At 36.1% G+C, this 16,771-nt stretch carries 13 protein-coding genes; 9 read left to right on the top strand and 4 right to left on the bottom strand.

Annotated elements, in window-relative coordinates; translation table 11 throughout:
• Positions 1–3 precede the first annotated feature (3 nt).
• The 3 genes from H7F21_RS16470 to H7F21_RS16460 are packed head-to-tail and all read left to right on the top strand — an operon-like array spanning position 4 to position 3,411.
• Positions 4–1,272, top strand: coding sequence for an amidohydrolase (locus H7F21_RS16470; RefSeq protein ID WP_185790414.1), 1,269 nt, complete (start codon positions 4–6; stop codon positions 1,270–1,272).
• A gap of 3 nt (positions 1,273–1,275) precedes the next feature.
• Positions 1,276–2,832: an FMN-binding glutamate synthase family protein gene (locus H7F21_RS16465; RefSeq protein ID WP_185790413.1), complete on the top strand. Its 1,557-nt coding sequence runs from the start codon at positions 1,276–1,278 to the stop codon at positions 2,830–2,832.
• A gap of 60 nt (positions 2,833–2,892) precedes the next feature.
• Positions 2,893–3,411: a DUF7935 family protein gene (locus tag H7F21_RS16460; RefSeq protein ID WP_185790412.1), complete on the top strand. Its 519-nt coding sequence runs from the start codon at positions 2,893–2,895 to the stop codon at positions 3,409–3,411.
• Positions 3,412–3,468: 57 nt separating this feature from the next.
• On the opposite strand, the gene H7F21_RS16455 is transcribed toward H7F21_RS16460, so the two are convergent.
• Genes H7F21_RS16455 through H7F21_RS16445 form a run of 3 tightly spaced genes read right to left on the bottom strand, consistent with a single transcriptional unit; the run spans position 3,469 to position 6,957 of the window.
• Positions 3,469–4,059, bottom strand: a complete 591-nt coding sequence (locus H7F21_RS16455; RefSeq protein ID WP_185790411.1) for a DUF6940 family protein — start codon at positions 4,057–4,059, stop codon at positions 3,469–3,471.
• Between the two features lie 37 nt (positions 4,060–4,096).
• Positions 4,097–4,984, bottom strand: coding sequence for a patatin-like phospholipase family protein (locus tag H7F21_RS16450; protein ID WP_185790410.1), 888 nt, complete (start codon positions 4,982–4,984; stop codon positions 4,097–4,099).
• Positions 4,984–6,957 carry a M1 family metallopeptidase gene (locus H7F21_RS16445; protein ID WP_185790409.1) on the bottom strand — a complete coding sequence of 658 codons (1,974 nt, stop codon included), beginning with the start codon at positions 6,955–6,957 and terminating at the stop codon, positions 4,984–4,986. Before H7F21_RS16445 ends, H7F21_RS16450 begins: the two co-directional genes overlap by 1 nt.
• A 166-nt stretch (positions 6,958–7,123) precedes the next feature.
• Here H7F21_RS16445 and H7F21_RS16440 point away from each other — a divergent pair, with 166 nt between their 5' ends.
• Both H7F21_RS16440 and H7F21_RS16435 read left to right on the top strand, forming a co-directional pair.
• On the top strand, positions 7,124–9,658 hold the full coding sequence (locus H7F21_RS16440; protein ID WP_185790408.1) for a DUF559 domain-containing protein: 2,535 nt from the start codon (positions 7,124–7,126) through the stop codon (positions 9,656–9,658).
• 22 nt (positions 9,659–9,680) lie between these two features.
• Positions 9,681–10,262, top strand: a complete 582-nt coding sequence (locus H7F21_RS16435) for a MiaE family protein (protein WP_185790407.1) — start codon at positions 9,681–9,683, stop codon at positions 10,260–10,262.
• Between the two features lie 105 nt (positions 10,263–10,367).
• Here the strand turns inward: H7F21_RS16435 and H7F21_RS16430 are convergent, their stop codons facing one another.
• Positions 10,368–11,456: a DUF2911 domain-containing protein gene (locus H7F21_RS16430; protein WP_185790406.1), complete on the bottom strand. Its 1,089-nt coding sequence runs from the start codon at positions 11,454–11,456 to the stop codon at positions 10,368–10,370.
• A 179-nt stretch (positions 11,457–11,635) separates the two neighbouring features.
• Between H7F21_RS16430 and H7F21_RS16425 the strand changes: the two genes are divergently transcribed.
• The 4 genes from H7F21_RS16425 (at position 11,636) to H7F21_RS16410 (ending at position 16,642) form a co-directional block, all read left to right on the top strand.
• Positions 11,636–13,030: a short-chain fatty acid transporter gene (locus H7F21_RS16425; protein WP_185790405.1), complete on the top strand. Its 1,395-nt coding sequence runs from the start codon at positions 11,636–11,638 to the stop codon at positions 13,028–13,030.
• Positions 13,031–13,477: 447 nt separating this feature from the next.
• Positions 13,478–14,218, top strand: a complete 741-nt coding sequence (locus tag H7F21_RS16420) for a DUF6090 family protein (RefSeq protein WP_185790562.1) — start codon at positions 13,478–13,480, stop codon at positions 14,216–14,218.
• 408 nt (positions 14,219–14,626) lie between these two features.
• Positions 14,627–15,322: an NHL repeat-containing protein gene (locus H7F21_RS16415; protein WP_185790404.1), complete on the top strand. Its 696-nt coding sequence runs from the start codon at positions 14,627–14,629 to the stop codon at positions 15,320–15,322.
• 591 nt (positions 15,323–15,913) lie between these two features.
• On the top strand, positions 15,914–16,642 hold the full coding sequence (locus H7F21_RS16410) for a DUF6090 family protein (protein WP_185790403.1): 729 nt from the start codon (positions 15,914–15,916) through the stop codon (positions 16,640–16,642).
• Positions 16,643–16,771: the final 129 nt, after the last annotated feature.

Genomic DNA, 16,771 nt, shown 5'->3' with positions numbered 1-16,771 from the left:
AATATGAAAAACCTCAGCTTTTTAATACTAATCTTCGCTTTTAGTCTATCCGCTCAAAACTCAATAGAACAAGACATTACCAATATTGAAGAGAAACTCATAGATTGGCGACATCATTTCCATCAAAATCCAGAATTATCGAATCGTGAGTTCAAAACTGCTGAAAAAATTGCTGAGCATTTAAAGTCTTTGGGTTTGGAAGTCGAAACAGGGATTGCAAAAACTGGAGTTGTTGCACTTCTTAAAGGAAATCAACCTGGAAAGGTAGTGGCCTTAAGAGCAGATATCGATGCACTCCCCGTTACAGAACGTAACGACTTACCATTTAAATCTGAAGTTAGAACCACATTTCTAAATACCGAAACTGGTGTAATGCACGCTTGTGGACATGATACTCATATCTCTATTTTAATGGCCACAGCAGAAGTCTTGTCAAAACATAAAGACAAAATCAAAGGCACAATAAAATTTATTTTTCAACCTGCGGAAGAAGGACCACCTCCCGGCGAAGAAGGAGGCGCAAAATTAATGATCAAAGAAGGTGTTTTAGACAACCCAAAAGTAGATGCCATTTTTGGTTTACATATCAATTCCCAGACACCAGTGGGTACTATTAAATACAAAACCGGTGGTATTATGGCTTCTGTTGAGCGATTTGTTATTAATGTAAAAGGAAAACAAACCCATGGTTCGCAACCTTGGTCTGGCGTAGATCCTATTTTAATTTCTGCCAAGATTATTGATGGACTGCAGACTATTATCAGTAGAGAAGCCAAACTCACGGATGAAGCGGCGGTTATTACTGTTGGTAAAATCACTGCTGGTACTCGATTTAATATCATTCCAGAATCTACCGAAATGATAGGAACCGTAAGAACACTCGATCCAAAAATGCGTACCATGATTGAAACGCGCATGAAAGAAATGGTAGAGACATTGGCTAAAGCTTACGGTGGTGAAGCGACAATTACATTTCAGAACAACACCTCTATTACGTTTAACGATCCAGACTTAACAGCTCAAGTATTACCATCACTGCAAGCAGCAGCCGGTGAAGAGAACGTACAACTAATGAAAGCCACCACAGGTGGTGAAGATTTCTCATATTTTCAAGAGGTTGTCCCTGGCGTTTATTTCTTTTTGGGGGGAATGACTCCTAGTGCTACTGAAGTTTATCCACATCATACACCAGATTTTAAAATTGATGATAGTGGTATGTTACTTGGTGTAAAAGCGTTTACGCAGTTAACACTGGATTATTTAAACAATTAATTTATGAATGCAGTATTAGACGCATTGGGTAGTGTGCCTTGGTGGCTGTGGGTAATATTTGTTATTGCTATTGTAGCTATCAGAGATATTTTCTTTCAAAGTAAACACACTATTAGTCATAATTTCCCTGTTGTAGGTCATCTACGTTATTGGCTTGAGAGTATTGGACCAGAGATGAGACAATATTTTGTTGCTAACAATAGAGAAGAGTTACCGTTTAATCGTATAGAACGCGGTTGGATTTATGCATCCGCAAAAAAAGAAAATAATTACGAGGGCTTTGGAACAGATAGGGATATTTATGCGCATCAACACATTTTTATCAATAATGCTATGATGCCTTATAAGGTTGAAGACAACCATCCAAGCGCTATTGACAAAACCTTTGTCCCTTGCGCCAAAGTTATGGGCGCCTATAACAAACGTAAGCGACCTTACAGGCCTGCATCAGTTATAAATGTTTCTGCAATGAGTTTTGGCTCTTTATCCGCAAAAGCTATTGAATCTTTAAACAAAGGTGTGAAAATTGCAGGTGCCTATCACAATACTGGCGAAGGTGGCTTATCACCATACCACAGTCACGGTGGAGATGTTGTCTTTCATTTTGGAACGGGCTACTTTGGGGTTAGGGCCAAGGATGGTGGATTCTCCATGGAAAAGATGGTGAAGCTGGTTGCAGACAATCCTTTTATTAGGGCTATTGAAGTAAAACTATCTCAAGGCGCCAAACCAGGAAAAGGTGGTGTTCTACCTGGAAAGAAGATTACTAAAGAAATTGCTGAAATCAGAGGTGTTGAAGTCGGCAAAACGGTATTATCACCTCCAAACCATAAGGCATTTTCCAATGTTCCTGAGTTAGTTGATTTTATTGAAGCCATTGCTGAAGCTACAGGCTTACCAGTAGGCATTAAGGCAGCAATAGGAAAGCTAGAGCAATGGGAAGAGTTAGCCGAAATTATGGAAAAAGAAAATCGAGGACCAGATTTTATTGCCATTGATGGTGGTGAAGGTGGCACTGGCGCTGCTCCTCCTAGTTTTGCTGATCATGTCTCATTACCTTGGATTTATGGATTTAGCGATATATACAAGTTATTTCAGAAACACGACTTAACGGATCGTATTGTCTTTATTGGTAGCGGTAAGCTTGGTTTTCCCGCTAAAGCAGCCATGGCTTTCGCTATGGGCGTGGATTGTATTAATGTGGCTCGTGAGGCAATGATGAGTATTGGCTGTATCCAAGCACAGATTTGTCACACCAATCGTTGTCCAGCTGGTATTGCGACACAAAGCAAATGGCTACAAAATGGTATTAATATACCCCTAAAGTCAGAACGTCTAGCACAATACTTCAAGACCTTTAAAAAGGAACTAATAGAAATTACAAATGCAGCAGGTTACGAACACCCATGTCAATTTAACATGAATGATATTGAAATGAATGTCGATGACCATAACCTAACAAAAAACTTTGACCAAACTTTCAGATATCAAAAAACACCTGTCCAATTTAAAAATATGCAACATTTGAAAGAATGTGTTTATCTTGGTGGAAAGAATTGAAAGCTAGAAGTGAGAAGTTTGGAGTGTAAATTGTAAAAACTAATAAACTAAATAACAGAAATGGAACAACAACTTATCGATCTTTTAATGTACTCCGTTCCCACGTTGATTACGGGAGCAATAGCCTATCTATTTTTCAGGGAACACGTAGAAAACGAAAACAATCGTCGTAACTTTTTAATCACAAAAGATCTTCAAAAAGAAGCATTTCCTATAAGACTTCAAGCCTATGAACGCATGTCTCTTTTTCTGGAACGCATTGCACCTGCTAAATTACTTACTAGAATAAATCCAACATCCTCAAATAAAGAGGATTATGAAAATTTACTTACAGCAGCAATTGAACAAGAATTTGAGCATAATCTATCCCAACAAATCTATGTTAGCGACCAATGTTGGAACATTATCATGGCCGCAAAAAATGCTACAATTCAATTGATTAGAAAAGCTAACATGAATGAAAAAACTGATACCGCGAATAAGTTGCGCGAAGTGATTTTAACAGAACTAATGGATAAATCCTCACCGAGCAAGGCGGCACTTTCATATATTAAGCAAGAAGTTGGGGAACTTTGGTAAAGCCCATCTAAATCTTCCCAGAGGGAAGACTTTATACATATTCAAGCTATTATAATCTTATTTAGATTTAAAATATTTGTATTCTGAAAACTGATAATATTTAGGTCGACTATCGATTCTTACGTGAAGCCAATGCACACCTAATCCCGAAGTACTAAGCCATTTTAAATCTTCTCCAATGTTAGTCGAATAGGTATTGACAACTTTTCTCCAAAAATCTAATATTTGATTTTGACTAGCTGTTCTCACAAACTTAGCTATATGCGCATATTCTGTTTGATCAGAAACAGGACTGGGAACCACCAATTCAGCATCACCTCTAATATTTAAAAACTTCAATACCGATTCTTCTCCAACAAAATAGTCAAGAAATGACGAATTATTTGTTTCAATACTGTTCAGAGCATTACTCTTCACTATTACAAATTCAAATGGTTGGCTAAGCAAGGTTTTATCCACAGGCTTCACTTCCCAGAAAAAAGCCTCAAAATCAGAGTTAATAAGGGTTTGATTAAACTGCTTTATAAAGTCATCTGAACTCTTCATTGCATATACACAATCTGAGAAGCTCATTACGTGATCACCTATAAAGCAATTGTGCTTTGTGATTTTCTCGCTTAATATTTCTGTTTCAATTCTAAACTTCACCAATTGAACTCTTGATTTTAAAAGACATCTAAAAATATTATGCGCTTGAGTGCTTTTGCTCAGCATAATCATAGCCTTGCTTCCACCATTTTTCCATCAAACGCTTACTAAAGATTAGCGAGTTTTCCGTTAAACTTGTTGGAGTATAGTATAAGTTAAGCTTAACGTTTTTGTTTTTAGCCGCAAGTTTCCCTATAACAATGTCATTGCGCTCTACCTGATCCAACAAATGGCCAAAAAGACTAATCATTAAGGAAAACGGATTTTTACCCAGCACTTTTTGCTTACCAATGGTTTCAGCCTCCAGGACAACGGCGTCAACTTCGGTCGCACCCCGTAAAATAGCTTCTCGTATTGGAATTACACAACCCAAGCCACCATCAGCATATTCATAACCATCAACCTTAGCTAGAGACATGAAAGGGATATAATTACAAGAAATCCAAATCCAATTACAGAATTCATCATAAGAACACTCTTTGATAGACTTATACTCCACCCTGTTCATAGACAAATTAGAGACCGTAACAACGACATCATGCTTGGTCATCTTAATTTTCTCATACTCCTCTTTTGTGAAATTCTTTCTGATATGCTTTCTCAAAGCTTTACTCTCTCCAAATGTTCGTTTAAGCCTTAGAAATTGCCATAAGGAGTTCACAAAATCTATAGAAACATATTCCCTATCGCCTTTTTTACGCTGAACAAATGGACTTATACTAAAAATATCTTGTTGCTGTACATTGGTGAAAATGTCATACAACTTAGAGATATCATTCGTAGCTAAATGAGGCACCAGAAGACTTCCTGTAGAAGTTCCCAAAAACATGTCGTACTCTCGCTTTTCACGCTCCATAAGATATTGCGCTACTCCGCCAGCAAAAGCACCTTTACTTCCGCCTCCTGAAATGACCAGTGCTCTCATTAATTTTTGTTTTGTTGAATCTGTTCAGACAATTGCTTTGCAAACTTAACCAATCTCCAGTTATGATGCGATTTCGCTTGCCCTAAGTTAGATTGACATTTATCATTACAAGCTTTCATGAGACTTAAATACCGAAAAGCATTCATGCGTAAATCCGCATTATACTTTTCGTCCGTATAGCTTACCAATTCTTCGTAAAGACCTTGCTTATTATCGGCTTTATAAAATGGTGTATTTAGATTTAAAACAATCCATAGCAATCGTACATTCTTATCACTAAAACCAATAATATCTCTCGTTTTAGCTAGATATTTTGAGCGGTCTTCTGGAAAATTATCCCACAAATTATACAAAGCGCTTTCTATGGTGATATAAGACCTATCATCAAGAAGCGTTTCGTAATCAGCCTTTAGGTCTTTGGGTATTTTTTTAACATATTGCGAAATAGCCTGCCTTACTTTCAAACTATTTTTAAACGTATCCCTGGTCACTAAATCCGGAGCTTGAGAAATGATCTTTACTTTGGCTTCATCTGAAACATAGTATTTCAATTGCTCAGCACATTTCGATGTTTTCACTTGACAATCCACCATTAAATATTCATTAATATAAGTGGATTGGCTCTTTAGTAAATCAAAAGCACTATCTACTGGGAATTCCTTTTTCTTAATCCATAGATTAGCAAAACCAGCTAAGGACCTACCATATAAACGTTCAACCTCTTTAATAAAATCTGATGTTTCTACATTAGTAAATTGATATTTCTCCAAGTAATTTGTCACGGCTTGCTTAAATATCTTATCTCCTACTTTACTCCTTAATCCATGCAAAACCCAAGCACCGCGCTGATAAAACGTTAGGCTACTCGACTTAGGATTTAAAAGCGACGTTCCATTACCGGCAATATCTTGACGACCTAAATCCACAGCAGATTCATATAGTTTAAAATAGAAATGGTTGTCGCCAAAAATATCGCGCTCAGCCAATAAGGCATAATACGTCGCAAAACCTTCTTGCAACCAATGATGCTCCCCAGACTTAGCCGTTACCAAATCCCCAAACCATTGATGTGCCAGTTCGTGCGCATTGATATTGATGTAACTCTTATCATTAAATCCTATAGAATCGACGACAAAAGCATCCGAAAAAATTGTACAACTTGTATTTTCCATTCCTGCATACAAAAAATCGTGCACTGGGACTTGTTTATAGTTTTGCCAAGGATAGGAAAAACCCAGTTCCTCTTCAAGAAAATCGAACATGCGCTTGCTATAACGATAGGTTGGCTCAACTTTTAAAGAATCTTCAGGATAGAAATAATATTCTAGGGGAATACCGCTTTTTGAGGCTTCCGTTTTTTTATTGTATTTACCGACAATCACAGCCACCAAATAACTAGACATAGCGCGCTCCATATCGTATTCCCATAAGGTATTGCCTAGGTTATCATATTTCGATTTTAGCTTTCCATTTGAAATGACCTTATATGCCTTTGGCGCTAAAAATTTTAAATCAAATTCTATTTTATCATTAACATCATCAATACTTGGTAGCCAATTGCTTGTATACTTACCTTGCCCTTGTGTCCAGATTTGATTTCTTCCATCATTTTCCCAACCCAGAAAATACATTGCTTTTTTTGGCGAATTAAAAAAGATAAAGCTGAGCTTATACTCTTGATCTTTTTCGAAATTATTATAAACCACAAGCCTTTTTCCGTCGTTTCGGAATTTCGCCTTGGAATTGTTGATTGCCAGATGTTTAAACTCCATGTTAACAGCGTCCAAATAGATAGAATCTGTTTGTTTCAGAATTTTGAAATCTATTTCATAAGAATTATACGTTGTGCTATCCACGGCCAACTGATTAAACACAATTAAAGCCTCCACACGCATGAAATCCACATAATCCGTTTGCTGGGCATTAGAAACGCACATTAAGAAGAGAGATAAAACAGCAAATATTCTTTTCATAACTAGATTTAAGCAAGAATAAGACCAAATTACGATTTTCTGCCATTTCGAATGAGGTACTACTAAGAAATATTACTGAAAAGCAAAATAATAGGATTTCTCACTGCGTTAGAAATGACACAACTTAGAGATTCCTTTTTTCAAAGGAATTGGGTAAATTCGCTTTATGAGTGTGAATTTACAAACTCCCATTGATTATCTCAAAGGCGTTGGGCCAAACAGAGCGGATTTACTGCGCTCAGAATTGGGTATTCACACGTATCAAGACCTCATCAATCTATTTCCTAATCGTTATTTAGACCGAACCAAATACTACAAGATCAGTGAGCTGCAGCGCAATAATGCCGAAGTCCAAGTTATTGGTACTATCGTAGGCTTTAGAGAAGTTGCTCAAAAGCGAGGTAAACGTCTGGTCGCCGACTTTAAGGACGACACAGGAATGATGGAACTTGTGTGGTTTAGAGGCCAAAAATGGATACGAGATAGCATAAACATAGGAAAACCTTATGTGATTTTTGGAAAGACCAATTGGTTTAACGGCAAATTCAGTATGCCACATCCTGAGCTAGAATTGCAAGAAGAACACGAAAAGAATCTTCGCTCAGCCATGCAAGCAATCTATCCTTCTACAGAAAAGCTATCCAACAAAGGCATTACCAATCGTGTTGTTACCAAAATAATGCAACAACTATTTCTGGAAACCAAAGGTCATTTTGTTGAAACATTATCAGATTCAATTAAAGGTGAGTTGAAATTATTATCTAAGTCCGAGGCATTATTCAATATTCATTTTCCAAAACACCAAGACTTACTTTCCAGGGCACAATTTCGATTAAAATTTGAAGAATTATTCTACATTCAATTACAGTTAATTCTGAAAAATCTAATCCATAAATCAAAAATTAAAGGCTTCGTTTTTGACAAAGTTGGCAATTATTTCAACACCTTTTATAATGAGCAATTACCCTTTGAATTGACCAATGCACAGAAACGTGTTTTAAAAGAAATTCGTTCCGATTTAGGTAGCAATGCACAAATGAATCGGCTTTTGCAAGGTGATGTAGGCTCTGGAAAAACCATAGTCGCCTTTATGTCAATGCTCATGGGACTTGACAACGATTTTCAATGCTGCTTAATGGCGCCAACTGAAATTTTGTCAGTCCAACACTATAATGGATTAAAAAAATGGTGTAAAACATTAGATATCAGTATTTCACTATTGACTGGGTCAACTAAAACTTCAGATAGACGAATCATTCATGAAAATCTTGAAAATGGCAATTTACAGATACTAATTGGCACCCATGCCCTACTTGAGGACAAGGTAAAATTTAAGAATTTAGGGCTGGCCATTATAGATGAACAACATCGATTTGGAGTCAAACAAAGATCAAAATTATGGAAAAAGAGCCCATCTCAATCTTCCCAGAGGGAAGACGCGAAAATCGTATTGAATAGATACCGAACTGCTCGCCCATCAACCTATAAATTGATGAAAGAATTGCAGCAAGAAAACAAAAAAAATAGCACTGAAGCAGAACGTATTTTATGGGAGTCTTTGAGAGGAAAAAAACTAGATGCAAAATTCAGAAGACAACATATCATCGATGAATTCATAGTAGATTTTGTGAATCTTGAAAAGAACTTGGTTATTGAAGTAGATGGTGGCTACCACAATTTAAAAGAACAACAAGAAATTGATGAGATACGAACATTAATATTAAAAGATCTTGGATTTAAGGTCATTCGCTTTTCAAATGAACAAGTCATTGCAGATATTGATTCTGTATTAAATTCTATTGGGCAAGAATTGAAAAGCCTCCCTTCTGGGGAGGTTGGAGGGGCAGTTCCACCACATATTTTGGTTATGACCGCCACACCAATTCCAAGAACCTTGGCCATGTCGGTTTATGGTGATCTAGATATTTCGGTTATTGATGAATTGCCAGCGGGAAGAAAACCTATAAAAACGGTTCATCGTTATGATAATAATCGTCTGAAAGTTTTCAAGTTTATGAAAGATGAAATTGCAAAAGGACGGCAAATTTATGTCGTGTATCCATTGATTCAAGAAAGTGAAACCATGGACTACAAGGATTTAATGGATGGTTATGAAAGCATTTCACGAGAGTTTCCAATGCCTTATTATCAAATATCCATAGTTCATGGGAAAATGAAAGCTGTAGATAAGGATTATGAGATGCAACGCTTTGCAGAAGGAAAAACCAATATTATGGTAGCTACAACGGTCATTGAAGTTGGTGTGAATGTGCCTAATGCTTCCGTTATGGTTATAGAAAGTGCAGAACGCTTTGGGTTATCACAATTACATCAACTACGCGGTCGTGTGGGCAGAGGTGCCGAGCAGAGCTATTGCATTCTAATGACTAGCCATAAATTGAGTAATGACAGCAAAACTCGACTAGAAACTATGGTACGTTCTAGTGATGGCTTTGAAATCGCAGAAGTAGACCTAAAACTTCGTGGACCAGGCGATATAATGGGCACACAACAAAGTGGCGTATTAAATCTTAGAATTGCAGATATCGTAAAGGACAAAGATATTTTAGAACAAGCGCGATACTACGCCAAATCAGTTTTAAAACTAGATCCAAGTCTTGGCTTAGCCAAACATAAAGTAATCCTTAATACGTATAGACAAATGAGTAAGTATCGTAATATTTGGAATTACATTAGTTAAATCACAAAAAAAAAGAATAACTATGCTACACTTAAAGTTAGAAACAGATCCACGTTGGGTAGATATTGTCGAGTCTAATATTGAAGAAATATTGGTCGATCATGCTTGGTGTGAGCAAAAAGCAGCTACAAATGCGATTACGATAATCACATATAATAGCGAGCATGAAGATTTAGTCACTCAACTTTTAGAATTAGCCATAGAGGAATTAGAGCATTTTCAGCAAGTCCATAAAATTATAAAAGAACGTGGTTATGCCTTGGGGCCTAAACGCAAGGACCATTATGTTAATCAGCTTTTTAAATTTATGAATCGTGGTGGGAATCGCACCCAAAGCTTAGTGGATCGGCTTTTATTTTCGGCAATGATAGAAGCCAGAAGCTGCGAGCGTTTTAAGTTACTGTCTCAGCGTATTAAGGATAAAGAACTGTCCAAGTTTTACTACGACCTTATGGTTAGTGAAGCTGGCCATTATACCATCTTTATAACCTTTGCACGAAAATATGGTAAAGGAATAGATGTTGAGAAACGATGGAAGGAACTTGTTGAATTTGAGGGGAAAATCATTAAATCTTACGGGAAATCTGAAACCATACATGGGTGATTTAATGAGATACTGAAACAAGTTCAGTACAAGAAAAGAGGGCCTGGCACCAACAATGACCAGACCCTCCAAAACATAACCAAACGTGTTTTGCTGATGAAATTCTTACAAGGCACCTAAGTCCTTTAGATTTTTTTCTGTATTTGCCTTTACTCTTGCTGTAGGGTTCAACTTTAATGACTTTTTAAAATGCTTAATCGCTATTTTGTTGTCACCTTTAGCTTTGTAAGCTGCTCCCAAGCTATTTTGCCAATTCGCATTTTCAGGATCATTTTTTGTGTTGATGTTAAGGTATTCAATAGCTTTTTCGAAATTTTCAGCATTGATCATAGCATATCCTGCCCTATTAATTTGATTGGCATTTGCCATAGCAACGGCTTCGTCCATCGTACTTACAAAACCATCCTTATCGCCTTTCTTGTTTAGAATATTGGCCTTAATCACCAAACCATTAAATGTTTTCTGACTAAAAAATTGTCCTTCTAATCCTTTATTTATCCAGCTCAAGGCTTCATCCAAATCGCCACCGTTATTAAGAAGATAGTTTGCCGCTTGTTCCCAATGCTGACTTATAAACGCATTTTGACCTGTTAACTTTGCTCTTAAGTCTTCAGTCACGATGTTTAAAACATCAACTTCTATTGTAAAAGGAATAGCTTTCTTTTCCCACTTTAAAGCTGCGGTAGTCGATGTTGACTTTACCTCATCAAAGCTAAATGTCAGTAGTTCTGTATGATCTATGTCTATCAATTTTACATCTGCTCTTAAAGCGTCATTTTCAGGATCATAAAAATAACTTCCCCAAGCTTCGGTGTCCTTAGATAAAATTATGGTCGCATTATTCTCATCTTTTACATTGATGTGTAATCCATAAGTTCCGGCTTCAACAGGTTTACCTTCTACGTTTACATTATGCGTAAAGGTCACAAGCGTGTTCTCATTAGCGCCTGCACGCCATGGTGCGGCTTTCGAAGTTCCAAAACCAAAATTATTCATGCCAAAAGGCACTAATTTCCCCCAGACTTCACGGTTATTCACGCTAGGTCTAGAATAGGTAATAGTAATGTCCGTAGTTCCAACGCGCTGCATTATAGAAGCCATCTGACTACGTTGTGGTGTGTTGAGTTGTGCTGTTGCGGTAAATGAAATAGATAGCAGAAAGCACATTACAAAAGAAGTAATTGTTCTTCTCATTTTATATTGAATTTTTGATTAGTAGTACCACCAAATTACTCGCATTATAAAAGCAAGGCTGTTAGAGACTTGTTAAAGAATAGTGACACTTTGTTAATTAACTAAATCTTAAGAGTGCTAAAAATAAAACTCCGATTGGCATAAAAAATTTATCTTAGTCTCAACCAACCAGATTTTCCATGCTCACAAAACTCGGCCAGAAATTTACGGACGGCTTTACCAAATACATGCCAAGTGCTTACGTATTTGCACTGCTGTTAACCTTGCTAACAGGCTTATTGGCCATAGCGTTTACTGAAAGTAAGCCCTTAAACATTTTAGAGGGTTGGTACAATGGTTTTTGGAATTTGTTGTCATTTGGTATGCAGATCGTTTTGATAATTATTACAGCCTATTGTATTGCACAGTCCTCACCAGTAAAAAAAAGTATAGACCGCATTGCTAAACATATCAAAACACCAACACAGGTTTATATCATCGTCATTACACTAGGCGTATTGCTGTCCTTAATTAGTTTTGGTATGGTAATCATCACTGCTATTTTAGGACGAGAATTGGCGCTGCGGATTAGAGGCATCCACTACTCTTTTTTGGTGGCTTGTGTTTATTTTTCCTTTAACGGTTGGGTGTGCGGTTTATCAAGCTCTATAGCTTTACTCTTGAATACCGAAAACAATTTCTTAATTGAAAATGGTATCTTAAATGATACCATTTCTACAAGTTACAGTTTAGGCTCTAACTTAAATATCACTATGATTGTTTTGTTTGTAGTAGTCTCACCAATTTTAATGTGGCTATTGATCCCGAAATCCTTTGCAGGAAAAGAACTCAAAGACTTACAGACCTCTTTGGATGATGAAGAAAGTTCTGTTAAATCCGAAGCGCTATCTTACAAGTTGCCTTTTAAAGCGATGTCTGACGCCTTAAACAATGCCGGCTGGTTGCAAATTAGTGTCGCAGTTTTTGGTGTTATCTATATTGTTTATCATTTTGGAACCAAAGGTTTTGACCTCAACTTTAATATCATGATTTTTATATTCTTGATTGTTGGTATGTTGTTGCATGTAACACCTATGCGCTACAGTATTGCCATGAAACGTGCGAGTAGTAATATTTCTGGCATACTGTTTCAATATCCGTTTTACGCAGGTATCATGGGTATTATGATCGCTTCTGGCTTGGGGGAAAAACTGAGCACAGTTTTAGTGTCCATTGCCACACCAGAATCTTATGCCTTTATCTCCTATCTCACAGGAGGTATTATAAACTTTGCCATTCCCTCTGCTGGTGGGGAATTTGCGGTGATTGGCCCAAGCATTATTAATATGGTACAGGATTTAGGTGCCAACCTCTCACCCACTGAAATCACCGCAATGACTGCTAGAGCATCTATGTCTGTGGCTTATGGTGAAAGTTTAAGCAACCTTCTTCAACCTTTCTTTTTATTGATTGTCTTTCCTGTGATGGGCAAGGGCATTAAAATACAAGCTAGAGATGTGGTTGGTTATTTATTCATTCCATTTATGGTACTATTTGTGGTACAGGCTTTGTTAGTGACTTATATACCGATTTAAAGGATAAATCTTACAGGTATTTTGTATATCACTTGAGTTAAATATAAGTAATTTGATATACAAAATACATGATAACAAAAAATTAATTAACCACTGATATGCTTAAGTTTATAAATAATTTCTATATTAGAAAATAGATACATAAATACAGATATATTTATGTGTTAGTGGCAATGCTTCGCACGAGAAAACCGTTTCGCTTATAGCGAAACTTCTTTTTGCTCTATTGCCACTAACGGCCAGACAGCACGACCGCTATTCGCTGGCAATAGCATATGGCCATTTCCTTTTACAACAATGAAAAGCAATCCCTACTAGGAACTGCCACTAACATCGGGTAAAGCGAATAACGTCTAAAGGCTTCTATTGCTTATATTTGTTACTCAAACATCGCAACTCGCCTTACCCGTCTGGCCGTTGTGCTTCATTACCAGAAACCAATAACCAATGATAAAATTCTTTAGAAAAATTAGACAAAATTTACTTTCAGAAGGAAAAACTGGAAAGTACATTAAATATGCAATCGGAGAAATCATTCTTGTAGTTATTGGTATTTTAATTGCTCTTCAAATTAATAATTGGAATGAAAACCATAAGAACAAATCCATTTTATCTAATTATACTGAATCGTTAATTCAAGATTTAAAACAGGACACTACTACTCTTAATATAGTGACAAAACATATCGTAAATGATAATACTCATTTAGCAAATTTGACCGAACGGCTCTCATCTAAAAATGCGACAATCGATAGTCTTAAAAAAATTGTCAGATATGATTTATCCGCAGATTTTAAAACCTACAGACCACCGAATGACAAAACACTTCTGGCTATGCAAGCAAATGGAATTATGGAACTATTTGATGAGCAGACCTATAGTTTAATAATGGATTTACAAACTGCCCAAGGTGTTGCTAAATCAATTATTACAACAAACAATGCAGCTTTTGTAACACAATTTTCCAACCTTATATCCAAATATACTATTAACGAAACTAATACAATAAAAGGACCATTATTAGATAAGTACTGGGAGAATATAGATGAAAATGATTTATTTGCAACAGTCGAAGGTGTTATGAGTATGAAAAAAGAAATGAATCGAAATAATGGAACGAGCTACAATATGTTATTGACTTTAACCGAAACATTATTAGATAGGTTAATTAAGATTCACAAAAAATAACGAAAGCACAACAACGTGTATAGTCAATTGCTAAGCTATTACCTACTTGGAAATTCCTTCGGAATTTCCTCTGGTTCGTTTTCTTTTGCTAATTTAGTTACTTACAAACGCAACTAACCATACACGAACACGTTAGTGGCAATGCTTCGCACGAGAAAACCGTTTCGCTTATCGCGAAACTTCTTTTTGCTCTATTGCCACTAACGGCCAGACAGCACGACGGCTATTCGCTGGCAATAGCATATGGCCATTTCCTTTTACAACAATGAAAAGCAATCACTACTAGGAACTGCCACTAACATCGGGTAAAGCGAATAACGTCTAAAGGCTTCTATTGCTTATATTTGTTACTCAAACATCGCAACTCGCCTTACCCGTCTGGCCGTTACCTGCAAGCTGAAAAAACCAATGACTCTGAATAAAATAACAGACAAACAAAAAACGAGTTATCTGCATATAACCCAATCTGAAATTCTGAAAATTGATTGGAGTGACGGAAAGAATTTGGTGTTCTATGCGTTTGATAAAAATAAGAATCTGCGAATAGTTGATAAAGATTATTTCGGACTTACAACAGTTGGAAACAACTATAAAAAAATTGAAAAACAATTGTTTGGTTCACTTGAAGATTATTGCTCAACAAAAGGAGAAAACGGAGACATCTATTTTTGCACACATCAAGAAGATAAATTATACAGATTTGATAAAAACGGAAATAAAACACTTGAATGGGAAGTGGAAATTGGAGTAGGACATCCTATTTATGATATCAAATTTGAATCACCTGACTTTATGTGGTTCGCATTTCCAACTGGACAAACGGTTTCTCAAGTTTCAATATCTGAAAAAAAAGAGGTTTTTAAAGTCGGGGAATATTCTTGGGATGATGATTCTGAATTCTTGAGTTATCCAGAAAGTATTTTCATCAATCAAAGTCATTTGTATATTCCCAATATGGGAAATAACAGATTATATAAAGTAAATTTAAAAACAAAGGAATTAACCTTGATTAAAACCTTTGAAGAAAAAATATGGCAATATGCTCAAACTGAATTTGGAACTTTTATAGTAACTGATTCTGGAATTTACGAAATGAAAGAATAATGGAGAAAAGCCAGCAGGTAACAATGGCTATAATTAATACGGGTTTTGATACTTAACCCAAAGTTTAGTGCTTTTAACCAAGTCCGCCAAATCTTTTGATTTGGCTTTAAAAAAGAAAAGATAAAACAAAATAAAAAGTTTTGGCTAAGTGCTTAATCGAAAGTTAACTACTTTTAATTCCCGTACTAATCATAGCCGAGACGATGATGTCGAATACGCCTGCGGCGTACTTTTGTCTATGCTGCTTCGCAGACTATATATCCAAAAGCAGTTCGACATCATCGCTGCGCTATGCCAATTGCAACATAACATTTACGAAGTACATATCAGCAAGTTTCGCCGCTACGGCTGATTTACTCAACATATCAGGTCGCTAGATGCAATTGGTTGCTCTTTTTTGTTCCCAATAAAAGAAAAATCAAAGCTAACGCTCGCTTCGCCAGCTAGCTCAAGGTCGATAATTGGCAATTAAAAAACATAGCGCGGGATAACTATTGCAAATCATCGACACGATTTTTCATTATCTTCACAAAAAAACAGACAACTGCACATAGCGCAGCGTTGTGCTTCATTATAACCAACCATTAACCAATGATAAAATTTTTTAGAAAAATTAGACAAAAAATGCTGAATGAAAATAAGTTCAGTAAATATCTTCTATATGCCATTGGAGAGATTGTTCTAGTTGTTATAGGTATTTTAATTGCTCTAGGTATAAATAATTGGAATGAGCAACAAAAAATAGCAAAAGAAGAAACTAGTATGCTAAAGGAACTTAAGAATTCCATATCTCAAGACATCCAACAGCTCAATTCCCTCAATATGCAAGGCGAAGAAGATATAGTAAGCGCTGACATCTTAATAAACTGGTTGGATAACAAAGTAATTTATAATGACACTCTGGCTAATCATTTCCCTATCATAACAAGAACTGGGCAATCTAAAATATTTAGACCTCAAAATTCAACATTCAGAGTATTGGAATCGAAAGGAATTGATTTGATTACAAATGATGGTTTAAAGAATCAAATTTTGAATTTATATAATATTGAATATTCGCATTTAAATTTTGTCTATGATAACTACAGACAAAACATTCTCGATTATGGGAGACCAATAGCAAGAACAAAATTTAAAGTTAAAGGAGAGCTTGGAAATATGGAGCCAAATGACAATGAAGAACTGAAAACCAATTCAGAATTATACAACGTCCTCAAAATTTTAAAATTAAGTAATAATAGTATTAATTCAATTATCAAAGAAGTTTTAGAGAGTTGTAAAAAGATTCAAATTTCAATTGATAATGAAATCGAAAAATAACGAAAGCACAACACCGTGTATAATTCATTGCTAGTACTCGCCTACTTACGAAAATCCTCGCGGATTTTCTATTTGGTTTGTATTTGCTAAATTAGGTGCTTAAACACGCAACGAAACCATACACAAACA

Source organism: Winogradskyella flava (genome assembly GCF_014243395.1).
In the GTDB taxonomy this organism is placed as follows: domain Bacteria; phylum Bacteroidota; class Bacteroidia; order Flavobacteriales; family Flavobacteriaceae; genus Winogradskyella; species Winogradskyella flava.
This window is presented reverse-complemented; position numbering and strand designations above follow the sequence as displayed.